The following is a 23,222-nucleotide window of genomic DNA, read 5'->3' as shown; positions in this document are numbered from 1 at the left end:
GGTGCGGCGGTGGCATCCGGGCCTCTCGTTCCGTTCCGGTCGTTCGGTTCCGGGTCTCGTCGGTGGGGCGTCAGCGCCGTTCGATCATCACATTGGTGGACTTGATGACCGCCGTGGCCGGTGCCCCGGGGACGAGGCCCAGCTCCTCCGCGGACTCCCGGCTGATCAGCGACACCACCCGGAACGGCCCGGCCTGGACCTCCACCTGCGCGGCCACGTCGCCGAGCACCACATGGGTGACGATCCCCGGGAAGCGGTTGCGGGCCGAGGACGGGCGCCCCTCGGCCTCGGCGCTCTCCGGCCGGGCCAGCTCCCGGGCGAAGGCGGCGAGTTCGGCGCCGGGGATGATCCGGTGCCCGTGCTCGTCCCGGACGGCCGCGACCTTCCCGGCGTCCACCCAGCGCCGCATGGTGTCCGCGCTGACGCCGAGCAGCGCCGCGGCCTCGCCGATCCGGTACGGGTTGACCGGTGCCTCGGCCTGGCCCATGTTCGACTCCTGACGGTGGTTCGAGGGACGGGGGTGTCCGCGGTGCGCGTCCCCGCCGCCATCCTGCCGTACCGGGGGCGGCGACGGGAAAGCCGAGCGGGCCAGGCCCGAAAGTCAGGGCCTACGGCTCGCCGAACAGGTCGCGGCGCACCGCGTCCCCGGCGGTCAGCACCGCCCCGGCGAGCACCGCGCCGCCGCCCGCCGTACCGGCCCGCACCTCGGTGCTGAGCGGGGACAACCGGGACAGCCGGCGCTCCACCCGGCCGGCCAGCTCGGCGCCGCCGGCCCGGCCGATCTCGCCGCCGAGCACCACGCAGCCGGGGTCGAGCACCACGCAGACGCTCGCCGCGCCGATCGCGATCCGCTCGGCCAGCTCGTCCAGGAAGCGCCCGGCCGCGCCGCCCGCCTCGCCCTCTTCGCCCTTCTCGCCCGCCTCCGCCGGTACGGCCGCCACCGCCGTCACGGCCGCGCGCACGGCGGCCTCGGCGGCGGGGGCGTCACCGGCCGGGCCGGCGGGCAGGCCGTGCGCGCGGGCCAGCGCGCAGATCGCCGCGCTGCCGACCAGGCCGTGGAAGCCGCCCTCGCAGCTGTCGGCGCTGGGCAGCCCGACGGTGCCGGGGACGGGCAGGAAGCAGATCTCGCCGCTGCCGCCGGAGAAGCCGCGGCGCAGCCGCCCGTCCAGGATGACGGCGGCGCCGACGCTGTGGCCGAGCCACAGCAGGACGAAGGTGTCCCGGTCGCGCGCGGCGCCGACCCGGTACTCGGCCCGCCCGGCCAGGTTGACCTCGTTCTCCAGGATCACCTCGGTGCCGGGCAGCTCACGGAGCGCGGCGAGGAGTTCGGCGTGCCAGGCGGGGAGCTTGCCGGTGCTCTGGAGCCGGCCGGTGGCGGGGTCGACCAGTCCGGGGGCGCCGACCGCGACGGTGTGCAGCCGTTCGACGCCGGCGCCGCGCGCGGTCTCCAGCAGGGTGGCGGTGATCGCCGCGGCGGTGCCGGGCCGGCCGCCGCCCTCGACCGGGACGTCGGCGGCGGCCAGGCCGCGTCCGGCGAGGTCGGCGACGACCAGGCTGACGCCGCCGGAGCGGACGTCGAAGGCGGCGATGTGCGCGCGGGAGGCGACGAGTGCGTAGACCCTGGCGTTGGGGCCGCGCCGCTGTTCGCCGCGCTCGCCGGCCAGGGCCACCAGGCCGGTGCGCTGGAGGCGGTCGAGCAGGTCGGCGACGGTCGGCCGGGACAGGCCGGTGAGGTCGCGCAGCTCGGTCGCGGTCAGGGGTCCCTGTTCGAGCAGGAGGTTGAGCGCCAGCCGGTCGTTGATCGCCCGGGCCGTGCTCGGCGTGGCCGTACGCGCGGTGGTCATGGCCGTCCATCCTTCCAGAGTGTTTCTATCAGGGTCCCTTCCTGATAGTTTATCGAACCGTCCGCCGGACAACCGCCTCCGCCGCGGGCCGGTCCAATCGCACCCGACTGCGCTTGACTACCGGCAAGGCCACCCACAGGGCACTGTCGCGCCGCGCCGCGCGACCGGGAGGGAACGCCGATGAACCGCACCACCGCACCGCCGCCGGAACCGCTGGCCTCACCGCGCCGGGCCAGGGCCGGCATCGCCCTGGTCTTCGCCGTCCACGGCGCCGTCAGCGGCAGCTTCGTCACCCGCATCCCGTGGATCCACGACCGCCTCGACCTGTCCGCCGGCCAGCTCGGGCTGGCCCTGGTCATGCCCGCCGTCGGCTCCTCCCTCGCGATGCCGCTGGCCGGCCGCTTCGTCCACCGCTACGGCGGGCGGGCCGCCGTCCGCGGACTGATCGCCCTGTGGTGCCTGGCCCTGGCCCTCCCCGCGCTCGCCCCCTCGCTGCCGGTGCTGTGCGGGGTGCTGCTGGTGTACGGCGCCACGGCCGGGATGGCGGACGTCGCGATGAACGCGCAGGGCGTGGAGATCGAGGAACGGCTGGGCCGCTCGATCATGTCCGGCCTGCACGGGATGTGGAGCGCCGGCGGCCTGGTCGCCTCCGGCTTCGGCATCCTCGCCGCCCACCTCGACCTCGACGCCCGGCTCCAGCTGGCCGTCACCGCCCTGGTCCTGCTCGTCCTCGCCCAGCCGGTCTGCCGGGCCCTGCCCGACCTGCGGGCGCACGAGGGCGCGGAGGAGCCGCCGCGGTTCGCGCTGCCGCCGCGCAGCTCGCTGGTCATCGGGCTGGTCGGCTTCTGCGCCGTCTTCGCCGAGGGCGCGTCGATGGACTGGAGCGGCATCTACCTGCGGGACGTCACCGGCGCCTCGGCCACCGTCGCGGCCGCCTCCTACACCGCGTTCTCGCTCACCATGGCGGTCAGCCGCCTCGCCGGGGACGCCGCGATCCGCCGCCTCGGCGCCGTCCGCACCACCCGCCTCGGCGGCGCCGTCGCCACCGCCGGCGGCCTGCTGGTGGTCGCCGCCGACAGCCCCGCGCTGGCCATCCCCGGCTTCGCGCTCATCGGCATCGGCATCGCGGTCATCGTGCCGCTCGCCTTCGCCGCCGCCGGCCGGATCGGCACCAACGCCAGCCAGGCCATCGCGGGCGTCGCCACCGTCACCTACACCTCCGGCCTCGTCGCCCCCGCCGTCATCGGCGCCCTCGCCCAGGCCACCTCGCTGACCGTCTCCTTCGGGCTGGTCACCGCGCTCACCTTCGCCCTGCTGCTGAGCGCCGGTGCGCTGCGGCTGGCCGAACGGGGTTCCACCGCCGGGACCGTGACCGCTCCCGAGTCCGCGGGCTCCGCCGGGAAGGACCTCTCCACACGCTGACCGGTGGCTCCGGAGGAAACTCCCCGGAGCCACCGGCACCACCGCAACCACCGGCACCACCGACCGCCGGGCGCAGCCGCGCCCGGCGGTTCCCGTGCGCCCGCGTCCGGCGCGGCACCCACCGCACCGGGACCCCCTTACGACTTCTTCACTTTCCCCGGCTCACCGCACAACTTCTTCGAACCCTCGTCCGTCGAACACTCCGTCGCGGCCCGGGAGCCCTGGCTTCTCCTGCCGGGTCCCCTCGCCGGACCGCGTCGACCACTGCCCGCCGCCGTTCCGTCGATCGAACACTCGTTCGACCGTCATCGCCACACCCCAGGGGGAACCCATGGCCGCAGCACCCGACCGAAGCCGTCTCCGAACCACCGCCGGCGCGCTCGCCGCCGCGGGCGCCCTGGCGCTCGCCCTGGCCGCCCCGGCCCACGCCGACACGGTCATTCCCGGCTCCGATGGAATCCCCCGGGAGTTCGTGAACGGGGCCACCAACAAGTGCCTGGAGGTCGCCGACTGGCGCACCGACGACGGCGCGCCCGTCCGCCAGTGGACCTGCACCGGTGGCGCCAACCAGCAGTGGATCTGGGGCGGGGACGGCCGGCTCGTCAACGTCCACAGCGGCAAGTGCCTCGACATCCCCGGCTACAGCACAGTGTGGGGCACCCAGGCCGACCAGTGGACCTGCGACGGCGGGACGAACCAGCAGTGGCTGATGATCATCCCGCCGCGCTCGGCCTACTTCGCGCTGGAGAACAACGCCAGCCGGCTCTTCCTCGACGTCAACGGCGCCAGCACCGCCGACGGCGCGGCGGTCATCCAGTGGCAGCCCACCCAGTCGGCGCCCAACCAGTCCTGGCGCTACGACCCGCCGTGGCGCTAGCCACGCCGGGGCCCTGGCCCCACCGGGGCTCTGACCCCACCGCCGGGCCCGGCGCGTCCCGCCCGGGCCCGGCCCCTGCCGCCACCGACCGCGACCTCGACCTCGACCTCGACCCCAGGGGGACCCGTGACCACGCCCACCGCCCACCGCCTCCGAGCCACCGCCGGCGCCCTCGCCGCCGCCGGCACCCTCGCCCTCACCACCGCGGCCCCGGCCCACGCCGACCTGCCGCCCAACGCCGGCATCCAGCGGCAGATCGTCAACGCCGCCACCGGCAAGTGCCTGGAGATCGCCGACTGGCGCACCGAGGGCGGCGCGCCGGCCCGCCAGTGGACCTGCACCGGCGGCGACAACCAGAAGTGGATCTGGAGCCAGAACGGCCAGCTCATCAACGTCCACAGCGGCATGTGCCTCGACATCCCCGGTGCCAGCACCGTCTGGGGCACCTACGCCGACCAGTGGGAGTGCGGCCCGGACGCCAACCAGAAGTGGCGCCAGACCTACGTCCCCGGCACCACCGACTTCACCCTGGTGAACTACGCCAGCCGACTCGCCCTCGACGTCTACGGCGGCGGCACCGCCGACGGCACCCCGGTCATCCAGTGGGAGGACAAGGGCACCGACAACCAGCGCTGGCACTACCGGACCTCCGTCGGCTGATCCCACCGTCCGGCACCGCCCGGACCCACCCGTCCTAGGGGGAACCATGACCACCGCACCCGCCCCGCACCGCGCGACCGTCCCGCCCACCGCGACCCGCCGCCTGCTCGCCACCGCCGCCGTCGGGCTCGCCACCGCCCTCGCGACGGTGCTCCCCGCACCGTCCGCCTCCGCCTACCAGGCCGGCGTCTACCAGATCGTCAACGCCGCCACCGACAAGTGCCTGGAGGTCGCCGACTGGCGCACCGACAACGGCGCGCCCGTCCGCCAGTGGACCTGCACCGGCGGCGACAACCAGAAGTGGACCAACGGACCGGGCCTGACGATCGTCAACGTCCACAGCGGCCGCTGCCTGGAGATCCCCGGCTTCAGCACCACCTGGGGCACCCAGGCCGACCAGTGGACCTGCAACGGCGGCAGCAACCAGGACTGGCTTTTCGACGGCGACGGCCACCACGCCTACACCCACTCCTACCGGAACGCGAACAGCGGGCTGCAACTGGACCTGTACGGCGCGAACCCGGCGGACGGGACGGCCGTGGTCCAGTGGGGCTGGAACAGCGGCGGCAACCAGCACTGGCGCTACGACCCGTACATCAACCCGGTGCCCTGGTAGCCCCCGGCCCCGGAGCAAGGGGGAGGCGCTAGGCTCGGCCGGGTGTCCGAGCCCGATGCCGCCCCCGCACCCCCCGCCGCACCGCGTTCGCCCTGGTGGCGGTTCGCGCTGCTGGTCGCGCTGCTCGGCGCGGCGGCCGGGTCGCTGCTGCTGTGGAACCCGACCGAGCTGCTGACCGGCGGACTGGCCGACCGGATGCCCGGCTACTGGTTCGGCCCCCTGTTCGCCCTGGTGTACGCGGTGGGGACGCTCGCGTTCGTGCCCCGGCCGGCGCTGAACGCGGCGGCCGGGCTGCTGCTCGGCATCCAGCAGGGCACCGCGCTGGCGGTCCTCGGCACCACCGCGGGGGCCGCCATGGCCTTCGGCCTCGGCCGCGGGCTCGGGCGGGACGCGCTGCGCCCGTACCTGCACGGGAAGGTGCTCGGCGCCCTGGACCGGCGGTTCACCGAGCAGGGGTTCCGCAGCGTGCTGCTGCTGCGGCTGCTGCCCGGGATGCCGTTCCAGGCGGGCAACTACGGCGCCGCCTTCTCCGGCGTCCGCTTCTGGCCGTTCCTGTCCGCCACCGCGATCGGCGTGGTGCCGACGACGGCGGTGTACGTGACGGCGGCCGCCAGCGCGGGCGAGCCGGGTTCGGTGGCGTTCCTGCTGTCGGCGGGCGTGATCGTGCTGCTGGGCCTGGGCACCCTGGCCGGGCTCTGGCGGGCGGCCAGGTCCCGCCGCCGGGCGACCGCCGCCTGAACCCGGGGGGGCGCCCCCAGCCAGGAGCGCCCCGACCAGGAGCGCCCCGACCAGGAGCGCCCCGGCCGGGAGCGCCCGGTCAAAATCGCTCGCGCCCGCCCGGCGGCGGGCGCCAGGATGGCCGGTATGACCGAACCGGACCCGCGGGTCGACCCGCCGATGGCCGTCGACGAGACCGCCACCCTCACCGCCTTCCTCGACTACCACCGCGCCACCCTGGCCCTCAAGTGCGAGGGGCTGACCGACGACCAGCTGCGGCTGCGCTCCGTCCCGCCGTCGGCCCTCTCGCTGCTCGGGCTGGTCCGGCACATGGCCGAGGTCGAGCGGTACTGGTTCCAGGGCATCCTGCTCGGCGAGGAGTTCGACACCGGGCGCTACTGGACGAAGGCCGACCCGGACGGCGACTTCGGCAACGTCGACACCGCCGACGTCGCCGCCGACTTCGCCGTCTGGCGCGCCGAGATCGAGGCCGCCCGCCGCGCCTGCGCCGGCCTGCCGCTCGACACCGTCGGCAAGCGGCCGCGTCGCGGCCGGGAAGTGACGCTCCGCTGGATCCTCGCCCACATGGTCGAGGAGTACGCGCGACACAACGGCCACGCCGATCTTCTGCGCGAATCGGTGGACGGCGCGACCGGCGAGTGAATCGCCGGGTGAAATCGTTTCCGCATTGTTGACAGAAGGTCAATTACGCGGTGACCGCGACCGATATGGTCTACGCGCGCAACCGTACGGAGCTCCGCCGCGTCTGCTCTCTTTGCCCGGGTCCGCCCGGGTTTCCGGCGCGGCACGACTCGTACGGGGGTCGCGAGCGGGCACGGGACCGGTGAACAGTGCGATACTCGGACAGTTCCGACGAGTGGATGACGTGTCAAGAACGGCACGCGACCCCGGGGGACCAGGACGGGACGAGGCAGGGAGGCGCGGCACATGGGAGCACTTCGCGACGAGCACCACAACGGGTGGCTGATGCCCTCGGGGAACTACCCGGCCGCGGTGTACGACGACGAGTGGGTCGATCAGGAGACGGTGCCGTCCTCCCCCGCCCCCGCGAAGATCGTCTCCCTGCGGCCGACGGGCTTCGAGGCGGCGCGAACGGTCGGTGAGCACATCCGGGCGAGCATCCCGGTGGTCATGGACCTGACCGAGATGCAGGAGGCGGAGGCCAAGCGCATGGTCGACTTCGCCTCCGGGCTGATCTTCGGCACCCAGGGCGGCATCGAGCGGATCGCCCGGCGGGTCTTCCTGCTCACCCCGGCGGACGTCGAGGTCATGGTGATCGACCGCCCGCTGGACGAGACCGGCTTCTACAACCAGAGCTGACCGGGCCCGACGGGCCCCGGACGCTCCACAGCGGCACCCCGACCGGGGACGGTACCCACCGTCCCCGGTTTTCTGCTGTCCGATCCCCGATGGTCGGCGATTCATTTGAGACTCGAAAAATAATTCTGAGACACCAGTGTCTCAAGTGGCGTAACCTAGGCTCATGGCCACCGACCGCGACACCGTCCTCGAAGCCGCCGTCGGCGTGCTGTCCCGCCGCCCGACCGCGCACCTGGACGAGATCGCCCGCGCCGCCGGCATCAGCCGCGCCACGCTGCACCGGCTCTTCCCGGGCCGTGACGCGCTGATCCGCGAGGTCGGCCTGCTCGGCCTGCGCCGGTTCGCCGCCGCGCTGGACACCGCCGGGGTCGAGGAGGGCGACGCCGGGGCCGCGCTGCGCCGCCTGGTCGACGCCTCCGTCCCGGACGCCATGCTCTGCGCCTTCCTGGCCGGCGAGAACCAGCTCTACGAGAACGAGGACATCAACGACCTCTGGGAGCTCCAGATCGCCCGGCTGCACGCGCTCTTCCTGCGCGGCCAGCAGCAGGGCGTGTTCCGCATCGAGCTGAGCGCCGCCTGGCTGAGCGAGGCGTTCTTCGACCTGGTGGCCGGCGTCGGCTGGTCCATCCAGGACGGCCGGCTCGCCCCGCGCGACGCCGCCTTCTCGCTCGCCGAGCTCTTCCTCGGGGGCGCACTGCGCAGACCGGACGCCCCCGTCGCCGCCGACACTCCCCCTGCCGACACCCGCACCACCGCGGACCCCAGCACCACCGACCCCAGGCCGGACACCGATACACCATGAACACGCCCCTGACCGCCCGCCAGCGCTGGACCGGCCTCGCCGTCCTCGTCCTGGCCGTCACCGTGGTCGCCCTCGACGCGACCGTCCTCTCCCTCGCCATCCCGTCGATCAGCGAGACGCTGCGGCCCAGCGGCACCCAGCTGCTCTGGATCGGCGACTCCTACTCCTTCGTCCTGGCCGGCCTGCTGGTCAGCATGGGCGCGCTGAGCGACCGGATCGGCCGCAAGCGGCTGCTGCTGGCCGGGGCCACCGCCTTCGGCGCCGCCTCGCTGCTGGCCGCCTACGCGCCGAGCGCGGGCTGGCTGATCCTGGCCCGCGCGCTGCTCGGCGTGGCCGGGGCGACGATCATGCCGTCCACCCTGTCGCTGATCCGCAGCCTCTTCCCGGACGACCGGGAGCGGGCCACCGCGATCGGCATCTGGGGTGCGGCCGCCACCGCCGGCGCCGCGCTCGGGCCGGTCGTCGGCGGGGTGCTGCTGGAGCACTTCTGGTGGGGCTCGGTGTTCCTGCTGAACATCCCGGTGCTGCTCCTGCTGCTGGGCTTCGGCTACTGGCTGCTGCCGGAGTCCAAGGACCCGAAGCCGGGCCGCTGGGACGTGCTGAGCGTCGTCCTGTCGATGGCCGGCGTGATCGGCGCGGTGTACGCCGTCAAGGAGGCCGCCGCGCACGGCGTGGGCCGCTGGGACGTCCCGGTCACCTTCCTGCTGGGCGCCGGTGCGCTCACCGTCTTCGTCCGCCGCCAGCTGCGGCTGGAGACCCCGCTGCTCGACGTCCGGCTGTTCCGCGACCGCCGGTTCACGGCGGCGGTCTCGGCCTCGCTGATCTCCCTGGTCGGCCTGTCCGGCGTGATCTTCGTGGTCTCGCAGTACCTCCAGCTGGTCCGCGGCTACCAGCCGCTCCAGGCGGGCCTGGCCGAGCTGCCGGCCTTCGCCGGCTCGGTGGCCGGCGGTCTGCTGACCGCCCGGGTGGCCCGGCGCTTCGGCGCCCGCAAGGCGCTCTCGGCCTGCCTGCTGGCGATGGGCCTGGGCGTCGGCGCGCTCGGCTGGCTGGGCCAGGACACCACCTACCTGCTGCTCGCCGCCTCCTTCCTGCTGGTGGGCACGGCCGAGGGCGTGGTCTACACGCTCGGCGCCGACCTGGTGCTGACCGCCGCGCCCGCCGACAAGGCCGGGGCCGCCTCCGCGGTCTCCGAGACGGCCTACGAGCTGGGCACCGCGCTCGGCATCGCGCTGGTCGGCTCGGTGGTCGGCTCGATCTACGCGAACGGGCTGGTCGTCCCGGCCGGGACGGACCCGGCCGCGGCGGCCCGGGCCGGCGAGTCGCTGGGCGCGGCCGTCGAGACCGCGCACGGCCTGCCGTCGGAGGTGGCGCAGCCGCTGCTGGCGAGCGCCAAGGAGGTCTTCGTCAGCGGCATGAACACCGCCGGGCTGCTGGCCGCCGCGCTGCTGGTCGGCGCGGCCGTGCTGGCCTGGCGGCTGCTGCGCGGGCTGTCCGAGCCGGGCCCGGCGGCCCGGACGACCGAGGTCAAGGCCGCGGAGGACGTGCGCGCCTGACCGGCTCCCGGTGCGGTACTCCCTCCGCGAGGCAGCCCCCCGCGAGGCCGGAACGGCCGTTCTCCTGGCGAGAACGGCCGTTCCGGTCAGGAGAACAGCCGTTCCGGTCGCACTGCTCCGCCCCCGGGGCCTACTTGGCCCCGAACGGCAGCTCCAGCTCGGCCCAGACCACCTTGCCGTCCCGGGTGAGCCGGCTGCCCCAGCGCTGCGCCAGCTCGCTGACCAGGAACATCCCGCGCCCGCCCTCGTCCTGCTCGGCGAACGGGCGCAGCTGCGGGGTCTGGCCGCCCGCGTCGGAGACCTCCAGGGTGAGCACCCGGTCGCGGAACAGCCGCAGCCGGCGCGGGGCGTCGGCGTGCAGCAGGGCGTTGGTGACCAGTTCGCTGACCAGCAGCTCGGCGTAGTCGGTGAGCGCGGCCAGGCCCCAGGCCTCCAGGGTGGCGCGGGTGAAGCGGCGGGCCTTGCCGGGCACCCGGCCGCCGCCGCTGAGCGGCAGGGTGGCGATCCGGTCGGAGGGCAGCGGCAGCACCCTGGCCATGATCATCGCGATGTCGTCCTCGGTGCCGTCGGTGACCAGCGCGGCCAGGACGGCGTCGCAGCTCTCCTCCAGAGTCCGGCCGGGCCCGGCGAGGGTGCGGGCGAGCCGGTCGATCCCGGCGTCCAGGTCCTGGCCGCGCCGCTCGACCAGGCCGTCGGTGTAGAGCGCGACCATGCCCCCCTCGGGGATGGTGAACTCGACCGACTCGAAGGCCACCCCGCCGACGCCCAGCGGCACGCCCGGGGGCACCTCGACCCGCTCGGAGGTGCCGTCGGGGGCGACCCGGACCGGCGGCAGGTGCCCGGCCGAGGCGATCTGGACGGTGCGCTCCAGCGGGTCGTAGACCGCGCAGACGCAGGTGGCGAACTGGCCCTCGCCGATCCCCGAGGCGGTCTCGTCCAGCCGGGTGAGGACCTGCTCGGGCGGCATGTCCAGGGTGGCGAGGGTCCGGGCGACGGTGCGCAGCTGGCCCATCGTGGCGGCGGCCCGGATGCCGTGGCCCATCACGTCGCCGACCACCAGGGCGACCCGCCCGCAGGACAGCGGGACGACGTCGAACCAGTCGCCGCCGACCTCGCTGACCACGCTGCTGGGCAGGTAGCGGTAGGCGATCTCCAGGCCCAGGGTGCGGTGCACCTCCTGCGGCAGCAGGCTGCGCTGGAGGGTGAGCGCGGTCTCCCGCTCGCGGCGGTAGAGCCGGGCGTTGTCGAGCGCCAGCGCGGTGCGGGCGACCAGTTCCTCGGCGAGGGCGACGTCGGCGGCGGTGAACGGCTCGGGGTTGCGCATCCGGATGAACTCGGAGCCGCCGAGCACCATGCCCCGGGCGGTGATCGGCACCATCAGGTACGAGTGGATGCCCGCCGCCATACCGGGGGCCACCCGGTCCTCGCTGGAGACCAGCCCGCGCAGCACCTCCTCGTCCACCCGGGCCCGCAGCAGCGGCTTCCCGCTGCGCAGGCACTGGGTGTAGCTGCGGTCCGGGGCGTACTCGGAGGTGTCGCCGATGACGTCGACGGCGTGCGCGAGGCCGGTCTCGTAGGACTCGCCGACGGCGACGGCGCGCAGGGTGACGGCCCGGTCGGAGGGGATCGGGGTGGGCTCGGCGCCGCGCAGCACCGGTTCCAGCAGGTCGACGGTGGCGAAGTCGGCGAACCGGGGGACGACGGCCTCGATCAGTTCCTCGGCGGTGCGCTGGAGGTCGAGGGTGGTGCCGATCCGGGCGGTCGCCTCGGCGATGGTGGCGAGGCGCTCCTGGGCCCGGGCGGCCCGGGCCTCGGCCTGGAAGCGTTCGGTGACGTCGATGATCGAGGAACAGACGCCGAAGACCCGGCCGGTGGAGTCCTCCAGGCGGAAGTAGGAGGCGGACCAGGCGCGGTCCCGCTTGGGGTCGCCGGGGACGCGGCCGTGCGAGCGGGCGTCCACCACCGGCTTCCCGCTCTTCAGCACCTGACGCATGATCTGCTCGATCTCGGTGCTGTTGATGCCGGGCAGGACCGCCGATATCCGGCGGCCGAGGTGGGCGGCGACCGGTACGCCGTTCATCCGGGCGAGCGCCTCGTTGATCCGGGCGTAGCGCAGGTCGGTGTCGTAGACGGCCATGCCTATCGGGGAGCGGCCGAAGACGCCGTCCAGCACGGCGAGGTCGGCCTCGACGGCGTGCAGGGCCCGGGTGTCGGAGGCGGTGGCGAGCAGCAGCAGGGTGCCGCCCGGGCCCGCGATGGGGTAGGTGCGGAACTCCAGGTCGACCTTGTGGCCGTCGCGGTGCCGGACCGGGAAGACGCCGGACCAGCCGGTGCCGCCCATGATCCGCTCGAAGAGGCCCAGCACCTCGGTGCGGTCGCCGCCGTCGGTGAGCAGCCGGGCGGCATAGCTGCCGACGGCCTCCTCGCTGGTGTAGCCGAGCAGGGCCTCGGCGTCCTCGCTCCAGTGCAGGATCAGGCCGTCGTCCTGGAGCAGGGCCGTCGCGAGCGGGACGAGCCGGTGGCCTTCGGGGCGTGCGCCCTCGGGACGCGCCGGGGCGCGGCCCGGTGCCGGGCCGGCGGCGGCGGTCGCGTCCCACTCGTGTCCGTGCATGATCAGGCAGCACCCCGGTTCGGCTCGTGCCCGGCCGGGTGGGCCTCGCGGTCCGTGCCGGCCGGGGTTCTTCTCCAGACTGCACGGACATCGGCCGCCCGGCGACCCCTTGGTCAGGGGTTCTCCGGCCGCTCCGGGTGTACGGGCGTCATGGGCGTACCGGCCGCAGCGTACTCTCCAGAACGCCCGCCCACTGCCGGATCACTCCGGATCGTCGAAGGCTGTCGTCGGTGAGCAGGTTGGCCAGGCCCAGCCCGCGGGCGAGGTCCAGCGTGGCCTGCACCGACTCGCGCACGCCGGGGCGGGTCTCGTCGGCGTCCAGGAACTCCACGGCGGCCCGGTGGGCCTCCCGGCCGACGTGTCCCTCCAGGGCGATGATCCGTTCGCGCAGCGCGTCCTCGGTGGCGGCGGCGGTCCACAGGTGCAGGGCGGCGCGGAACAGCGGGCCGGTGTAGAGGCGGACGATCATGTCGACCACGGCCCGGGTGCGGTCGGGTCCGGCGGCCGGCAGCTCGTCCGCGTGGGCGCGGACGGCCGCCAGCCGCTCGGCGGTGACGTGCTCGACGGCCGCGGTGAAGAGGTCCTCGCGGGTCGGGAAGTGGTGCTGGGCGGCGCCCCGGGAGACGCCGGCCCGCTCGGCGACGACGGCGACGGTGGAGCCGTTCCAGCCGAGGTCGGCCAGGCAGTCCACGGCCGCCGCGAGCAGCCGGGCCCTGGTCGCGCGGCTGCGGTCCTGCTGGGGGGTGCGGGCGGCGGCGTGGCTGGTCATGGCTGCGGGCGGCTCCTGTTCCGGTGGGGGCGCGGCGGGTCGATCCTCACAGACGGGCGCCGGCCGCCGCCCTCCGGGGCCCGGGCGGGCGGTGGCACCGCGCCGGGCCCGCGCGGCGGTGCCGCCCGGGCGGCCGGTCGGCGGCGGGCCGCTCAGCCGACGGCGGCGCGGCCGGCCTCGCGGGCGCGCAGCTCGCGGCGGAGGATCTTGCCGGCCGCGGACTTGGGGACGGCGTCCACGAACTCGACCGCGCGGACCTTCTTGTAGGGGGCGACCAGCGCGGCGACGTACCCGGTCACCTCCTCGGCGGTCAGCGCGCTGCCCGGCGTCCGGACCACGAAGGCCTTGGGACACTCCGTGCCGTCGGCGTCCGGGACGCCGATCACGGCGGCGTCGGCGATCTGCGGGTGGCCGAGCAGTACCGCCTCCAGCTCGGCGGGGGCGACCTGGTAGCCCTTGTACTTGATGAGCTCCTTCACCCGGTCGACGATGTGCAGGTAGCCGCGCTCGTCGACGAAGCCGACGTCGCCGGTGTGCAGCCAGCCCTCGGCGTCGACCACGGCGGCGGTCTCGGTGGGGCGGCCGAGGTAGCCCTTCATCACCTGCGGGCCGCGGATCAGCAGCTCGCCGCGCTCACCTGCGCCGAGGTCGCCGTCGGAGCCGTCCAGGGCGGCGATCCGCAGCTCGGTGGAGGGGACCATCCGGCCGACCGAGCCGCGCGGGGGCTCGCTCTCGCGCGGGGAGACCACGTGGGTGACCGGGGAGAGCTCGGTCATCCCGTAGCCCTGGAGCAGGTGCCGCAGGCCCAGGCGCCGGGCGCAGGCGTCGGCGAGCTCGTGGTCCAGCGGGGCGGCGGCGCACAGCAGGTACTCGACGGAGGAGAGGTCGAAGCGGTCCACGGCCGGGTGCTTGGCCAGGGCGAGGGCGATCGGCGGCGCCACCACCAGGGCCTGGACCCGGTGCTCCTCGATGGCCCGGCAGAACTGCTCCAGGTCGAAGCGGGGCAGCACGACGACGGTGGCGCCGCAGCGCAGCGGCTGGTTGAGCAGCGCCGCGAGGCCGTAGATGTGGAAGAACGGCAGGACGGCGAGCACCCGCTCGCCCTCGGCGGGGCGGTAGAGGGCGTCGCACTGGGCGAGGTTGGTGGCGATCGAGCGGTGGGTGAGCATCACGCCCTTGGGCAGGCCGGTGGTGCCGCTGGAGTACGGCAGCACGGCGACGTCCTCGCCCGGCTCGATGGCGATGTCGGGGGCGGGGCCGGGCTCGGCCAGCAGGTCGGCGAGCGAGCGGTGGCCGTCGGCGCCGTCCAGGACCAGGATCTCGGTCAGCGGGTGGCCCTGCTCGGCGAGCAGGGCGGCGGCCGTCCGGGCGGTCGGCAGGAACGGCGAGACGGTGACCAGCCGGCGGGCGCCGCTGTCGCGCAGCTGGCCGGCCAGTTCGGCGGGCGTGGCCAGGGAGGAGACGGTCGTGACGGTGGCGCCGGCCCGGGTGGCGCCGAAGTAGGCCATCGGGTAGGCGGTCGTGTTGGGGCTGAAGAGCGCGATGACGTCGCCCCGGCGTACTCCCGACCCGGCCAGGGCGGCGGCGACCCGCTCGACGGCGGCGGCGAGCTGCGCGTAGCTGACCTGCTCCCCGGTGAGGCCGTCGATCAGGGCCGGCCGGTCGCCGTGGCGGGCCGCGGCGCCGAGGACCGCGTCATGGATCGGCAGGTCGACCACGGGGACGTCCGGGAACTCGCTTCGGAACACCAAGGTAAGCCTCCAGTAACGAAGTTGACGCGGCAACAAAACCTGCGAGGGCGTGTTCAGGAGCATACGGACAGTCAGGGGTGGGGCTGCGCCATTGTGGGGAACCGGGTGCGGAGCTCGCGTGGCACAGTTGCTCCCGGGGGCGCCCGATCGGACCGTGTTTCACCACGGCCGCCCGCCCCCCGGGTGCGGCCCCGAGCCTGGAGCACCCACCGTGCGAACCTCCTCCCCCGCTCTGCCCTCGGCCCGTCGGCTGCTCTCCGCCGGCGCCGCGGCCCTCGTCCTCGCCCTCGGCGCGGCGCCCGCCGCCCTGGCCGCGCCGGGCGACAACGGCGACGTCAAGATCCACAACGACACCACTCCGGTGAGCGACACCCGCGACGAGCCCAAGGTCTGCAAGTTCTACCTGGACGCCTTCAACTTCGACACCCTCCAGGTGGTGAACTGGACGATCGAGCAGCAGCCGCCGACCGGCACCGCGCAGGTGCTGGCCGGCTCGATCGTGTTGACCGGCGGCACCGGCGCGACCCAGACGTACAGCCTTCCGGACGGGCACTACAAGCTCGAATGGACGTTCGTGGGTGAGACCGGCAACGCGAAGCAGAAGGTCTTCGAGGTCTCCTGCGCCACCTCCTCGCCCTCGCCGTCCTCGTCGCCGTCGTCCTCTCCGTCATCCTCGCCCTCCTCGTCACCGTCATCCTCCTCCTCGCCGTCCTCCTCGCCGAGCGGCTCCGCCGGGCCCTCGCCCAGCGCCTCCCCCTCGACCTCCCCCGGCGGGTCCCCGGGCGCCTCGCCCAGCGGCGGGCCGCACGGCGGCGTGGGCACCGGTGGCGGCGGCACCTCCTCCGGCACCGACGCCGGCGAGGTGATCGGCGGCCTCGCGCTGGTCGTCGGCGCGGGCGCGGTCGCCGTCCGCGCGATGCGCCGCCGCCCCGGGCGCAATGCCCAGTCCTGACCGCCCCACCCGCGCGCCGCGCGGCGTCCCCGGCCCCGTGCGGGCCGGGGCCGTCGCGCTGCTGCTCGCGGCGGGCGGCCTCTGGCTGGTCCACGACGGCACCGCCACCGGGACCGGGCCGCCGCTGCCGCCCGCGCCCTCGGCACCCGCCGCGCCGACCGCTCCGGCTCCGGCGCCCGCCCCCGCACCCACCCCTCCCCCGCCGCCGGGCGCGCCGCCGCTGCCCGCCTCGGTGCCGACCAGGGTCCGGATCCCCTCGATCAAGGTCGACGCCCCGGTGACCGGCCTCGGCCTCACCCCCGCGCGGCAGCTCGCCACCCCGCCGATGGACCAGCGCAACCTGACCGGCTGGTACCGGGACGGCGCCGCGCCCGGGGCCGCCGGGACCTCGATCGTCATCGGGCACGCCGACAACCGCAGCGGCCCGGCGGTCTTCTACCGGCTCGGGCTGCTGCGCCCCGGCGACACCGTCGAGGTGGCCCGCAAGGACCGGCACACCGCCGTGTTCACCGTCGACTCCGTGCGGGTCTTCCCCAAGCGGGACTTCCCGGACGCCCTGGTGTACGGCGGCGGCACCGGCCGCGCGGAGCTGCGGCTGATCACCTGCGGCGGGAAGTTCGACCGGAAGACCGGGTACGAGTCCAACACCGTGGTGTTCGCGCACCTGTCCGGATCGCGCTGACCGCCGGCCGGGCCCGTGCGCGCGGCCTGGCTCGGCCCGGCCCGGTGTGCGGCCCGGCTCAGTACGACTTCGGCAGGCCGAGGGTGTGCTGCGCCACGTAGTTGAGCACCATCTCGCGGCTGACCGGGGCGACCCGGCCGACCCGGGTGGCGGCCAGCAGCGCGCCCAGCCCGTACTCCTGGGTGAGGCCGTTGCCGCCGAGGGTCTGCACCGCCTGGTCGACGGTCCGGGCGGCGGCCTCCCCGGCGGCGTACTTGGCCATGTTGGCGGCCTCCCCGGCGGCGAGGTCCTCGCCCGCGTCGTAGAGCAGCCCGGCCTTCTGCGTCATCAGCCGGGCCAGCTCGATCTCCACCGCGCACTGGGCGAGCGGGTGGGCCAGGCCCTGGTGGGCGCCGATCGGGGTGGACCAGACCGTACGGGTCTTCGCGTACTCCACGGCCTTGCCGAGCGCCTGGCGGGCCAGGCCCAGCGAGAAGGCGGCGGTGAGGATCCGTTCGGGGTTGAGACCGGCGAACAGCTGGAGCAGGCCCGCGTCCTCGTCGCCGACCAGGGCGTCGGCGGGCAGCCGCACGTCGTCCAGGAAGACCTGGAACTGCTTCTCGGGCGCGACCAGCTCCATCGGGATCGCCCGGTACTCGAAGCCGGGGGTGTCGCGCGGGACGACGAACAGGCAGGGCTTGAGCTTGCCCGAGCGGGCGTCCTCGGTGCGGGCCACGAACAGGACGGCGTCGCAGTGGTCGATGCCGGAGACGAACACCTTGCGCCCGGTCAGCAGCCAGTCCTCGCCGTCGCGGCGGGCCACGGTGGAGATCCGGTGCGAGTTGGAGCCCGCGTCCGGCTCGGTGATGCCGAAGGCCATCCTGCGGCTGCCGTCGGCGAGGCCGGGCAGCCAGCGCTGCTTCTGCTCCTCGCTGCCGTAGCGGGCGATCACGGTGCCGCAGATCGCCGGGGAGACGATCAGCAGCAGCAACGGGCAGCCCGCGGTGCCGAGTTCCTCCAGGACGATGGCGAGGTCGGTGATGCCGCCGCCTCCGCCGCCGTACTCGGCGGGCAGGTTGACGCCCAGGTAGCCGGCCTTGCCGGCCTCCGCCCAGAGTTCGTCGGCGGGCTCGCCGGCCCGGGCCTTGGCGAGGTAGTAGGTGGAGCCGTAGCGGCGGCCGAGGTCGCCGACGGCCTTGCGCAGGTCGCGGCGTTCGGGGGTTTCGAGGAGCTCACTGCCGATGGCGGACATGCGGGGGTCCTTCCTCAGGCCTCTCGGGCGGACTTGACGACGGCCAGCAGGGTGCCGAGTTCGACCTGCCGGCCGGGGGTGGCGCGCAGTTCCACGAGGACGCCGTCGGCGGGGGCGGTGATGCGGTGCTCCATCTTCATCGCCTCCAGGACGAGCAGCGGCTGTCCGGCGGTGACGGTGTCCCCGACGGCGGCGGTGGTGCGGACGACGGTGCCGGGCATCGGCGCCAGCAGGGCGCCGGGGTCGGTGCGGGCGGCGGGGTCGGGGAAGCGCGGGAGGACGGTCAGCGCGGTGCCGCCGGCGGGGGTGTCGACGTACACCCGGTCGCCGTGGCGGGCCACGAGGTACGTGCGGCGCAGTCCGCCCTCGCGCAGGACGACCCGGTCGGGGGCGGACTCGACCAGCTCGACGTCCGGGTGCCCCTCGGCCAGCAGGCCGGTGCGGGTGATCCGGTAGCGGACCTCGGACTCGGTGCCGTCATCGGCCCGGTAGCGCTTCAGCTGCGGCTGGGAGGGCAGGTTGCGCCAGCCGGAGGGGAGCGCGGTGCGACGGGCGGCGGCGTCGGCCAGGGCGGCGGCCAGCGCCGCGCGCCCGGTGCCCCCGCTGTCCGGCGCGGTGAGTCCGGCCGCGTGTTCGGCGAGGAAGCCGGTGTTCAACCGCTCGGCCAGGAAGGCCGGGTGGCGCAGCGCGCGGACCAGCAGGTCCCGGTTGGTGGCGGGTCCGTGGATCCGGGCGCGGGCCAGTGCGTCGGCCAGTCGGCGGGCGGCGGCGGCGCGGGTCGGCGCCCAGGCGATCACCTTGGCGAGCATCGCGTCGTAGTGCGGGGTGACCTCGGTGCCGGGGCCGACCCCGGTGTCGAGCCGCACTCCGCTGTCGAGGCGCGCCCCGGTGCCGGTGAACTCCTGGTGCGGGACGGTGAATTCCAGTCGGTGCAGGGTGCCGGTGGCGGGCTGCCAGTCCTTGGCCGGGTCCTCGGCGTACAGCCGGGCCTCGATCGCGTGGCCGCGTCCGGCCGGCGGCTCGGGCGGCAGCGCCTCCCCTTCGGCGACGGCGAGTTGGAGCGCCACCAGGTCCAGTCCGGTGACCGCCTCGGTGACCGGGTGCTCGACCTGGAGGCGGGTGTTCATCTCCAGGAACCAGAACCGGCCGTCCTCGGCGAGCAGGAACTCGGCGGTGCCGGCGCCGACGTAGCCGATCGCCTTGGCGGCGTTCACGGCGGCCGTGTGCAGTTCGGCGCGGACGGCCGCCGGGAGGCCGGGGGCCGGGGCCTCCTCGATCACCTTCTGGTGCCGCCGCTGGAGCGAGCAGTCGCGGTCGCCGAGCGCCAGGACCGTACCGTGCGCGTCGGCCAGCAGCTGCACCTCGACGTGCCGCCCGGCGGGCAGGTAGCGCTCGCAGAACACCTCGTCCGAGCCGAACGCCTTGGCCGCCTCCGCGCGGGCGGACGCCAGTGCGGCGGGCAGGTCGGCGAGGCGGCGGACCACCCGCATGCCCCGGCCGCCGCCGCCCGCCGCGGCCTTGACCAGGACCGGCAGGTCGGCCTCGGCCGGCTCGGCGAGCGCGCCCAGCACCGGCACGCCGGCCTCCGCCATCAGGAGCTTGGCGGCCGTCTTGGAGCCCATCGCGGCGATCGCGTCCGGCGGCGGGCCGACCCAGAGCAGTCCGGCGTCCAGCACGGCCCGGGCGAAGGAGGCGTCCTCGGACAGGAAGCCGTAGCCGGGGTGGACGGCGTCGGCCCCGGCGGCGAGCGCCGCGGCGACGATCAGGTCGGCGCGCAGATAGGTGTCGGCGGGCGCGGCGCCGGGCAGCCGGACGGCGGCGTCGGCCTCGCGCACGTGCGGGGCGTCGGCGTCCGGGTCGGAGTGGACGGCGGTGGTCGCGATGCCGAGGTCCCGGCAGGTGCGGAAGACCCGGCGGGCGATCTCGCCCCGGTTGGCGACCAGCAGGTTGCCGATCGATGTCCTGGAAGTCATTCGTGGCTCCGTCACAGGGGGCTGGCTCACATCCGGAAGACGCCGTAGCCGCGCGCGCCCTCCACCGGCGCGTTGTGGATCGCGGACAGGCACAGGCCGAGCACCGTACGGGTGTCGCGCGGGTCGATCACGCCGTCGTCGTAGAGCCGGCCGGACAGGAACACCGGCAGCGACTCGGCCTCGATCTGCTGCTCGACCATCGCCCGGATCGCCGCGTCCGCGTCCTCGTCGTAGGGCTGCCCCTTCGCCGCCGCCGACTGCCGGGCGACGATCGAGAGCACCCCGGCGAGCTGCTGCGGGCCCATCACCGCGGACTTGGCGCTCGGCCAGGAGAACAGGAAGCGCGGCTCGAACGCCCGGCCGCACATGCCGTAGTGGCCGGCCCCGTAGGAGGCGCCCATCAGCACGGACAGGTGCGGGACCGTGGAGTTGGCGACGGCGTTGATCATCATCGCGCCGTGCTTGATGATGCCGCCCTGCTCGTAGTCCTTGCCGACCATGTAGCCGGTGGTGTTGTGCAGGAACAGCAGCGGGGTGTTCCGCTGGTTCGCCAACTGGATGAACTGGGCGGCCTTCTGGGACTCGGCGCTGAACAGCACGCCCTGCGCGTTGGCCAGGACGCCGACCGGGTAGCCGTGCAACCGGGCCCAGCCGGTGGCCAGGCTGGTGCCGTAGAGCGGCTTGAACTCGTCGAAGTCGGAGCCGTCGACGAGCCGGGCGATCACCTCGCGCGGGTCGAAGGGGACCTTGAGGTCGCCGGGGACGATGCCCAGCAGGTCCTCCTCGTCGTACCTCGGCGGCTCGGCGAGCGGGTCCGGGCCGGGGCCGGGCTTGCGGTGGTCCAGCCGGGCGACGATCCGGCGGGCCAGGCGCAGCGCGTCCGCCTCGTCCACCGCGACGTGGTCGGCCAGGCCGGAGGTGCGGGCGTGCATCTCGGCCCCGCCGAGCGACTCGTCGTCGGCCTCCTCGCCGGTGGCCATCCTCACCAGCGGCGGGCCGCCGAGGAAGACCTTCGCGCGGTCCCTGACCAGCACGGTGTGGTCGGACATCCCGGGGACGTAGGCGCCGCCGGCCGTGGAGTTGCCGAACACCACGGCCACGGTGGGGATTCCGGCGGCGGACAGCCGGGTGAGGTCCCGGAAGATCGCGCCGCCGGGGATGAAGATCTCCTTCTGGCTGGGCAGGTCCGCGCCGCCGGACTCCACCAGGTTCACCAGCGGGAGCCGGTTGTGCAGGGCGATCTCGTGGGCGCGCAGGGCCTTGCGCAGAGTCCAGGGGTTGCTGGCGCCGCCGCGGACGGTGGGGTCGTTGGCGGTGATCACGCACTCGACGCCCTCGACCACGCCGATGCCGGTGACCAGCGCGGCGCCCACCGGGAAGTCGCTGCCCCAGGCGGCCAGCGGGGACAGCTCCAGGAACGGCGAGTCCTGGTCGACCAGCAGCTCGATCCGCTCCCGGGCCGGCAGTTTGCCGCGCCCGCGGTGGCGGTCGAGGTAGCGGGGGCCGCCGCCGGCCAGCGCCTTGGCGTGCTCGGTGTCCAGGTCGGCGAGCTTGGCGAGCATCGCGGCGCGGTGCTCGGCGTACTCGGGCCCGGCCGGGTCGACGCGGGTGGGCAGGACGGTCACAGCAAGGCCTCCGGAATGTCGAGGTGGCGCGAGCGCAGCCACTCCCCCAGGGCCTTCGCCTGCGGGTCGAAGCGGTGCCGGGCCGCGACGCCCTCGCCGAGCAGGCCGGTGAGGGTGAAGGAGACCGCCCGGAGGTTCGGCAGCAGGTGCCGGGTGACGGGCAGTCCGGCCGTCTCGGGCAGCAGTTCGCGCAGCCGGTCGACGGTGAGGGTGTGCGCCAGCCAGCGCCAGCCCTCCTCGGTGCGGGCCCAGACGCCCAGGTCAGCGTCGCCGCCCTTGTCGCCGCTGCGGGCGCCGAGCACCAGGCCGAGCGGGGCGCGGCGGGTCGGGCCCGGGGGCAGCGGCTCCGGCAGCTCATGCCGTACGGCCACCGGTCGGCCGGTGACCGGCAGGGGTGCGCCCGTCACCGGCACGGGCGGGGCGGTGACCGGCACCGGCGGGACGGCGATCCGGCGGCCGTCCGGGAGGACGGCGGTGTGCTCGACCAGTTCGGCGTCCACGTACGCGGCGGTGAACACCCCGTAGGGCGAGCCGGGGCCGGGCGGGGCGGTGAGGTGGAAGCCGGGGTACCCGGCGAGGCCCAACTCGACGGCGGCCTTGCCGAGTTCGCGGCCGACCTTGGCCGGATCACGGTCCCGGGCGGTCAGCCGGAGCAGGGCGGAGGCGGCCTCCTCGGTGTCGGCGTCCGGGTGGTCGGTACGGGCGAGCGTCCAGCGCAGTTCGGCCGGCCGGGCCTGCGGCGGCAGGGCGGCGGCGAACTGCTCCCGCACCAGGGCCGCCTTGGCCTCGATGTCCAGGCCGGTCAGGACGAAGACCACCTCGTTGTGGTGGCCGCCGAGGGAGTTGAGGCCCACCTTGAGCGTGGGCGGCGGGGCCTCGCCCCGGACGCCGTCGATCCGGACCCGGTCCGGGCCGTCCGGGGTGAGCCGGACGGTGTCCAGCCGGGCGGTGACGTCCGGGCCGAGGTAGTGCGGTCCGCCGGTCTCGTACAGGAGTTGGGCGGTGACGGTGCCGGTGGTGACGGCGCCGCCGGTGCCCGGGTGCTTGGTGATCACGCTGGAGCCGTCGGCGTGCAGTTCGGCGACCGGGAAGCCGGGGCGGGTCACGTCGTGCTCGCGGAAGAACGCGTAGTTGCCCCCGGTCGCCTGGGCGCCGCACTCCAGGACGTGCCCGGCGACCACCGCCCCGGCGAGGGCGTCCAGGTCCGCGGGCGTCCAGCCGAAGCGGGCGATCCCGGGCCCGACGACCAGCGCCGCGTCCGTCACCCGACCGGCGACCACCAGGTCGGCGCCCTCGCGCAGACAGGCCGCGATGCCGAACGCCCCCAGATAGGCATTGGCGGCCAACAGGCCCTCGGGGAAGCCGAGTTCCGCTCGGCGCGGCAGCAGGTCGTCACCCTCGACGTGCGCGACGGCCGCCTCCACGCCCAGGCGCCCCGCCAGCTCCCGCAGTTCGGCGGCCAGTCGGGCCGGGTTGAGGCCGCCCGCGTTGACCACGATCCGCACCCCGCGCTCGCGCGCCAGGCCGAGGCACTCCTCCATCTGCCGCAGGAAGGTCCGGGCGTAGCCGCGCGACGGGTCTTTCAGCCGGTCCCGCGCCAGGATGAGCATGGTCAGTTCGGCCAGGTAGTCCCCGGTGAGCACATCCAGCGGCCCGCCGGTGAGCATCTCGCGCACCGCCGAGAAGCGGTCCCCGTAGAACCCCGAGGCGTTGCCGATCCGCAGTGCCGCCCGTTCGTGCGCCAAGACGCCTCCCCTGCCGGTGAGTTGGCGACGCCCCCGCACGAGCGCCGTCAG

At 75.0% G+C, this 23,222-nt stretch carries 20 protein-coding genes; 11 read left to right on the top strand and 9 right to left on the bottom strand.

The annotated features are described in order from the left end of the window. Window positions 1-70: 70 nt before the first annotated feature. Both ACFQ6N_RS12080 and ACFQ6N_RS12075 read right to left on the bottom strand, forming a co-directional pair. Window positions 71-487 carry a molybdopterin-binding protein gene (locus ACFQ6N_RS12080; protein WP_380648697.1) on the bottom strand — a complete coding sequence of 139 codons (417 nt, stop codon included), beginning with the start codon at window positions 485-487 and terminating at the stop codon, window positions 71-73. A gap of 121 nt (window positions 488-608) precedes the next feature. Then, window positions 609-1,844 carry an ROK family transcriptional regulator gene (locus ACFQ6N_RS12075; protein WP_380648696.1) on the bottom strand — a complete coding sequence of 412 codons (1,236 nt, stop codon included), beginning with the start codon at window positions 1,842-1,844 and terminating at the stop codon, window positions 609-611. A 180-nt stretch (window positions 1,845-2,024) separates the two neighbouring features. Here ACFQ6N_RS12075 and ACFQ6N_RS12070 point away from each other — a divergent pair, with 180 nt between their 5' ends. The 9 genes from ACFQ6N_RS12070 (at window position 2,025) to ACFQ6N_RS12030 (ending at window position 9,832) form a co-directional block, all read left to right on the top strand. After that, the gene (locus ACFQ6N_RS12070) at window positions 2,025-3,266 is read left to right on the top strand and encodes an MFS transporter (RefSeq protein WP_380648695.1); all 1,242 of its coding nucleotides are present in this window, start codon (window positions 2,025-2,027) and stop codon (window positions 3,264-3,266) included. A gap of 331 nt (window positions 3,267-3,597) precedes the next feature. After that, window positions 3,598-4,143 (top strand): RICIN domain-containing protein, encoded by a 546-nt coding sequence (locus ACFQ6N_RS12065; RefSeq protein ID WP_380648694.1) that lies wholly within the window; start codon window positions 3,598-3,600, stop codon window positions 4,141-4,143. Window positions 4,144-4,269: 126 nt separating this feature from the next. Next, the gene (locus ACFQ6N_RS12060) at window positions 4,270-4,803 is read left to right on the top strand and encodes an RICIN domain-containing protein (RefSeq protein WP_380648693.1); all 534 of its coding nucleotides are present in this window, start codon (window positions 4,270-4,272) and stop codon (window positions 4,801-4,803) included. Window positions 4,804-4,849: 46 nt separating this feature from the next. After that, window positions 4,850-5,419 carry an RICIN domain-containing protein gene (locus ACFQ6N_RS12055; RefSeq protein ID WP_380648692.1) on the top strand — a complete coding sequence of 190 codons (570 nt, stop codon included), beginning with the start codon at window positions 4,850-4,852 and terminating at the stop codon, window positions 5,417-5,419. A 42-nt stretch (window positions 5,420-5,461) separates the two neighbouring features. Beyond that, on the top strand, window positions 5,462-6,157 hold the full coding sequence (locus ACFQ6N_RS12050) for a TVP38/TMEM64 family protein (protein ID WP_380648691.1): 696 nt from the start codon (window positions 5,462-5,464) through the stop codon (window positions 6,155-6,157). A gap of 117 nt (window positions 6,158-6,274) precedes the next feature. Then, window positions 6,275-6,799, top strand: coding sequence for a DinB family protein (locus ACFQ6N_RS12045; RefSeq protein ID WP_380648690.1), 525 nt, complete (start codon window positions 6,275-6,277; stop codon window positions 6,797-6,799). Window positions 6,800-7,084: 285 nt separating this feature from the next. After that, a complete protein-coding gene (locus ACFQ6N_RS12040; protein ID WP_380648689.1) occupies window positions 7,085-7,477 on the top strand; it encodes a cell division protein SepF in 393 nt (130 codons plus the stop codon). A gap of 163 nt (window positions 7,478-7,640) precedes the next feature. Beyond that, window positions 7,641-8,279 (top strand): TetR/AcrR family transcriptional regulator, encoded by a 639-nt coding sequence (locus ACFQ6N_RS12035; RefSeq protein WP_380648688.1) that lies wholly within the window; start codon window positions 7,641-7,643, stop codon window positions 8,277-8,279. Beyond that, entirely contained in the window at window positions 8,276-9,832 is a 1,557-nt protein-coding gene (locus tag ACFQ6N_RS12030; RefSeq protein ID WP_380648686.1) for an MFS transporter, read from the top strand. Before ACFQ6N_RS12035 ends, ACFQ6N_RS12030 begins: the two co-directional genes overlap by 4 nt. A gap of 130 nt (window positions 9,833-9,962) precedes the next feature. On the opposite strand, the gene ACFQ6N_RS12025 is transcribed toward ACFQ6N_RS12030, so the two are convergent. The 3 genes from ACFQ6N_RS12025 to ACFQ6N_RS12015 all read right to left on the bottom strand — a co-directional run bounded on the left by ACFQ6N_RS12025 (window position 9,963) and on the right by ACFQ6N_RS12015 (window position 14,963). Beyond that, complete coding sequence (locus ACFQ6N_RS12025) at window positions 9,963-12,443, bottom strand: SpoIIE family protein phosphatase (protein ID WP_380648685.1); 2,481 nt, start codon at window positions 12,441-12,443, stop codon at window positions 9,963-9,965. Window positions 12,444-12,591: 148 nt separating this feature from the next. Beyond that, entirely contained in the window at window positions 12,592-13,212 is a 621-nt protein-coding gene (locus ACFQ6N_RS12020) for a TetR/AcrR family transcriptional regulator (RefSeq protein ID WP_380648684.1), read from the bottom strand. Between the two features lie 152 nt (window positions 13,213-13,364). Continuing rightward, window positions 13,365-14,963 carry an AMP-binding protein gene (locus ACFQ6N_RS12015; protein ID WP_380648683.1) on the bottom strand — a complete coding sequence of 533 codons (1,599 nt, stop codon included), beginning with the start codon at window positions 14,961-14,963 and terminating at the stop codon, window positions 13,365-13,367. Window positions 14,964-15,174: 211 nt separating this feature from the next. On the opposite strand from ACFQ6N_RS12015, the gene ACFQ6N_RS12010 reads away from it, so the two are divergent. Further along, the gene (locus ACFQ6N_RS12010) at window positions 15,175-15,915 is read left to right on the top strand and encodes a hypothetical protein (RefSeq protein ID WP_380648682.1); all 741 of its coding nucleotides are present in this window, start codon (window positions 15,175-15,177) and stop codon (window positions 15,913-15,915) included. Beyond that, window positions 15,902-16,597 (top strand): class F sortase, encoded by a 696-nt coding sequence (locus ACFQ6N_RS12005; protein WP_380648681.1) that lies wholly within the window; start codon window positions 15,902-15,904, stop codon window positions 16,595-16,597. The genes ACFQ6N_RS12010 and ACFQ6N_RS12005 overlap by 14 nt, the downstream gene beginning before the upstream one ends. A 58-nt stretch (window positions 16,598-16,655) precedes the next feature. On the opposite strand, the gene ACFQ6N_RS12000 is transcribed toward ACFQ6N_RS12005, so the two are convergent. From ACFQ6N_RS12000 to ACFQ6N_RS11985, 4 genes are read right to left on the bottom strand one after another with little or no spacing between them, the layout of a single operon-like run. Next, the gene (locus ACFQ6N_RS12000; protein WP_380648680.1) at window positions 16,656-17,828 is read right to left on the bottom strand and encodes an acyl-CoA dehydrogenase family protein; all 1,173 of its coding nucleotides are present in this window, start codon (window positions 17,826-17,828) and stop codon (window positions 16,656-16,658) included. A gap of 14 nt (window positions 17,829-17,842) precedes the next feature. Continuing rightward, a complete protein-coding gene (locus ACFQ6N_RS11995; protein WP_380648678.1) occupies window positions 17,843-19,801 on the bottom strand; it encodes an acetyl/propionyl/methylcrotonyl-CoA carboxylase subunit alpha in 1,959 nt (652 codons plus the stop codon). A gap of 26 nt (window positions 19,802-19,827) precedes the next feature. Then, the gene (locus ACFQ6N_RS11990) at window positions 19,828-21,426 is read right to left on the bottom strand and encodes an acyl-CoA carboxylase subunit beta (protein WP_380648677.1); all 1,599 of its coding nucleotides are present in this window, start codon (window positions 21,424-21,426) and stop codon (window positions 19,828-19,830) included. Further along, window positions 21,423-23,093, bottom strand: a complete 1,671-nt coding sequence (locus ACFQ6N_RS11985; RefSeq protein ID WP_380648808.1) for an acyclic terpene utilization AtuA family protein — start codon at window positions 23,091-23,093, stop codon at window positions 21,423-21,425. The genes ACFQ6N_RS11990 and ACFQ6N_RS11985 overlap by 4 nt, the downstream gene beginning before the upstream one ends. Window positions 23,094-23,222: the final 129 nt, after the last annotated feature.

Source organism: Kitasatospora sp. NPDC056446 (assembly GCF_042796115.1).
In the GTDB taxonomy this organism is placed as follows: domain Bacteria; phylum Actinomycetota; class Actinomycetes; order Streptomycetales; family Streptomycetaceae; genus Kitasatospora.
Note: the sequence above shows the minus strand (reverse complement) of the source record. Positions and strands in the feature narration are given on the sequence as shown.

Excerpts from the sequence above, each read along its gene's own strand:
- ACFQ6N_RS12080 (WP_380648697.1), bottom strand. The coding sequence starts at position 487 with ATGGGCCAGGCCGAGGCACCGGTCAACCCGTACCGGATCGGCGAGGCC.
- ACFQ6N_RS12075 (WP_380648696.1), bottom strand. The coding sequence starts at position 1,844 with ATGACCACCGCGCGTACGGCCACGCCGAGCACGGCCCGGGCGATCAAC.
- ACFQ6N_RS12070 (WP_380648695.1), top strand. The coding sequence starts at position 2,025 with ATGAACCGCACCACCGCACCGCCGCCGGAACCGCTGGCCTCACCGCGC.
- ACFQ6N_RS12065 (WP_380648694.1), top strand. The coding sequence starts at position 3,598 with ATGGCCGCAGCACCCGACCGAAGCCGTCTCCGAACCACCGCCGGCGCG.
- ACFQ6N_RS12055 (WP_380648692.1), top strand. The coding sequence starts at position 4,850 with ATGACCACCGCACCCGCCCCGCACCGCGCGACCGTCCCGCCCACCGCG.
- ACFQ6N_RS12045 (WP_380648690.1), top strand. The coding sequence starts at position 6,275 with ATGGCCGGTATGACCGAACCGGACCCGCGGGTCGACCCGCCGATGGCC.
- ACFQ6N_RS12040 (WP_380648689.1), top strand. The coding sequence starts at position 7,085 with ATGGGAGCACTTCGCGACGAGCACCACAACGGGTGGCTGATGCCCTCG.
- ACFQ6N_RS12035 (WP_380648688.1), top strand. The coding sequence starts at position 7,641 with ATGGCCACCGACCGCGACACCGTCCTCGAAGCCGCCGTCGGCGTGCTG.
- ACFQ6N_RS12030 (WP_380648686.1), top strand. The coding sequence starts at position 8,276 with ATGAACACGCCCCTGACCGCCCGCCAGCGCTGGACCGGCCTCGCCGTC.
- ACFQ6N_RS12025 (WP_380648685.1), bottom strand. The coding sequence starts at position 12,443 with ATGCACGGACACGAGTGGGACGCGACCGCCGCCGCCGGCCCGGCACCG.
- ACFQ6N_RS12020 (WP_380648684.1), bottom strand. The coding sequence starts at position 13,212 with ATGACCAGCCACGCCGCCGCCCGCACCCCCCAGCAGGACCGCAGCCGC.
- ACFQ6N_RS12005 (WP_380648681.1), top strand. The coding sequence starts at position 15,902 with ATGCCCAGTCCTGACCGCCCCACCCGCGCGCCGCGCGGCGTCCCCGGC.
- ACFQ6N_RS12000 (WP_380648680.1), bottom strand. The coding sequence starts at position 17,828 with ATGTCCGCCATCGGCAGTGAGCTCCTCGAAACCCCCGAACGCCGCGAC.
- ACFQ6N_RS11995 (WP_380648678.1), bottom strand. The coding sequence starts at position 19,801 with ATGACTTCCAGGACATCGATCGGCAACCTGCTGGTCGCCAACCGGGGC.
- ACFQ6N_RS11985 (WP_380648808.1), bottom strand. The coding sequence starts at position 23,093 with ATGCTCACCGGCGGGCCGCTGGATGTGCTCACCGGGGACTACCTGGCC.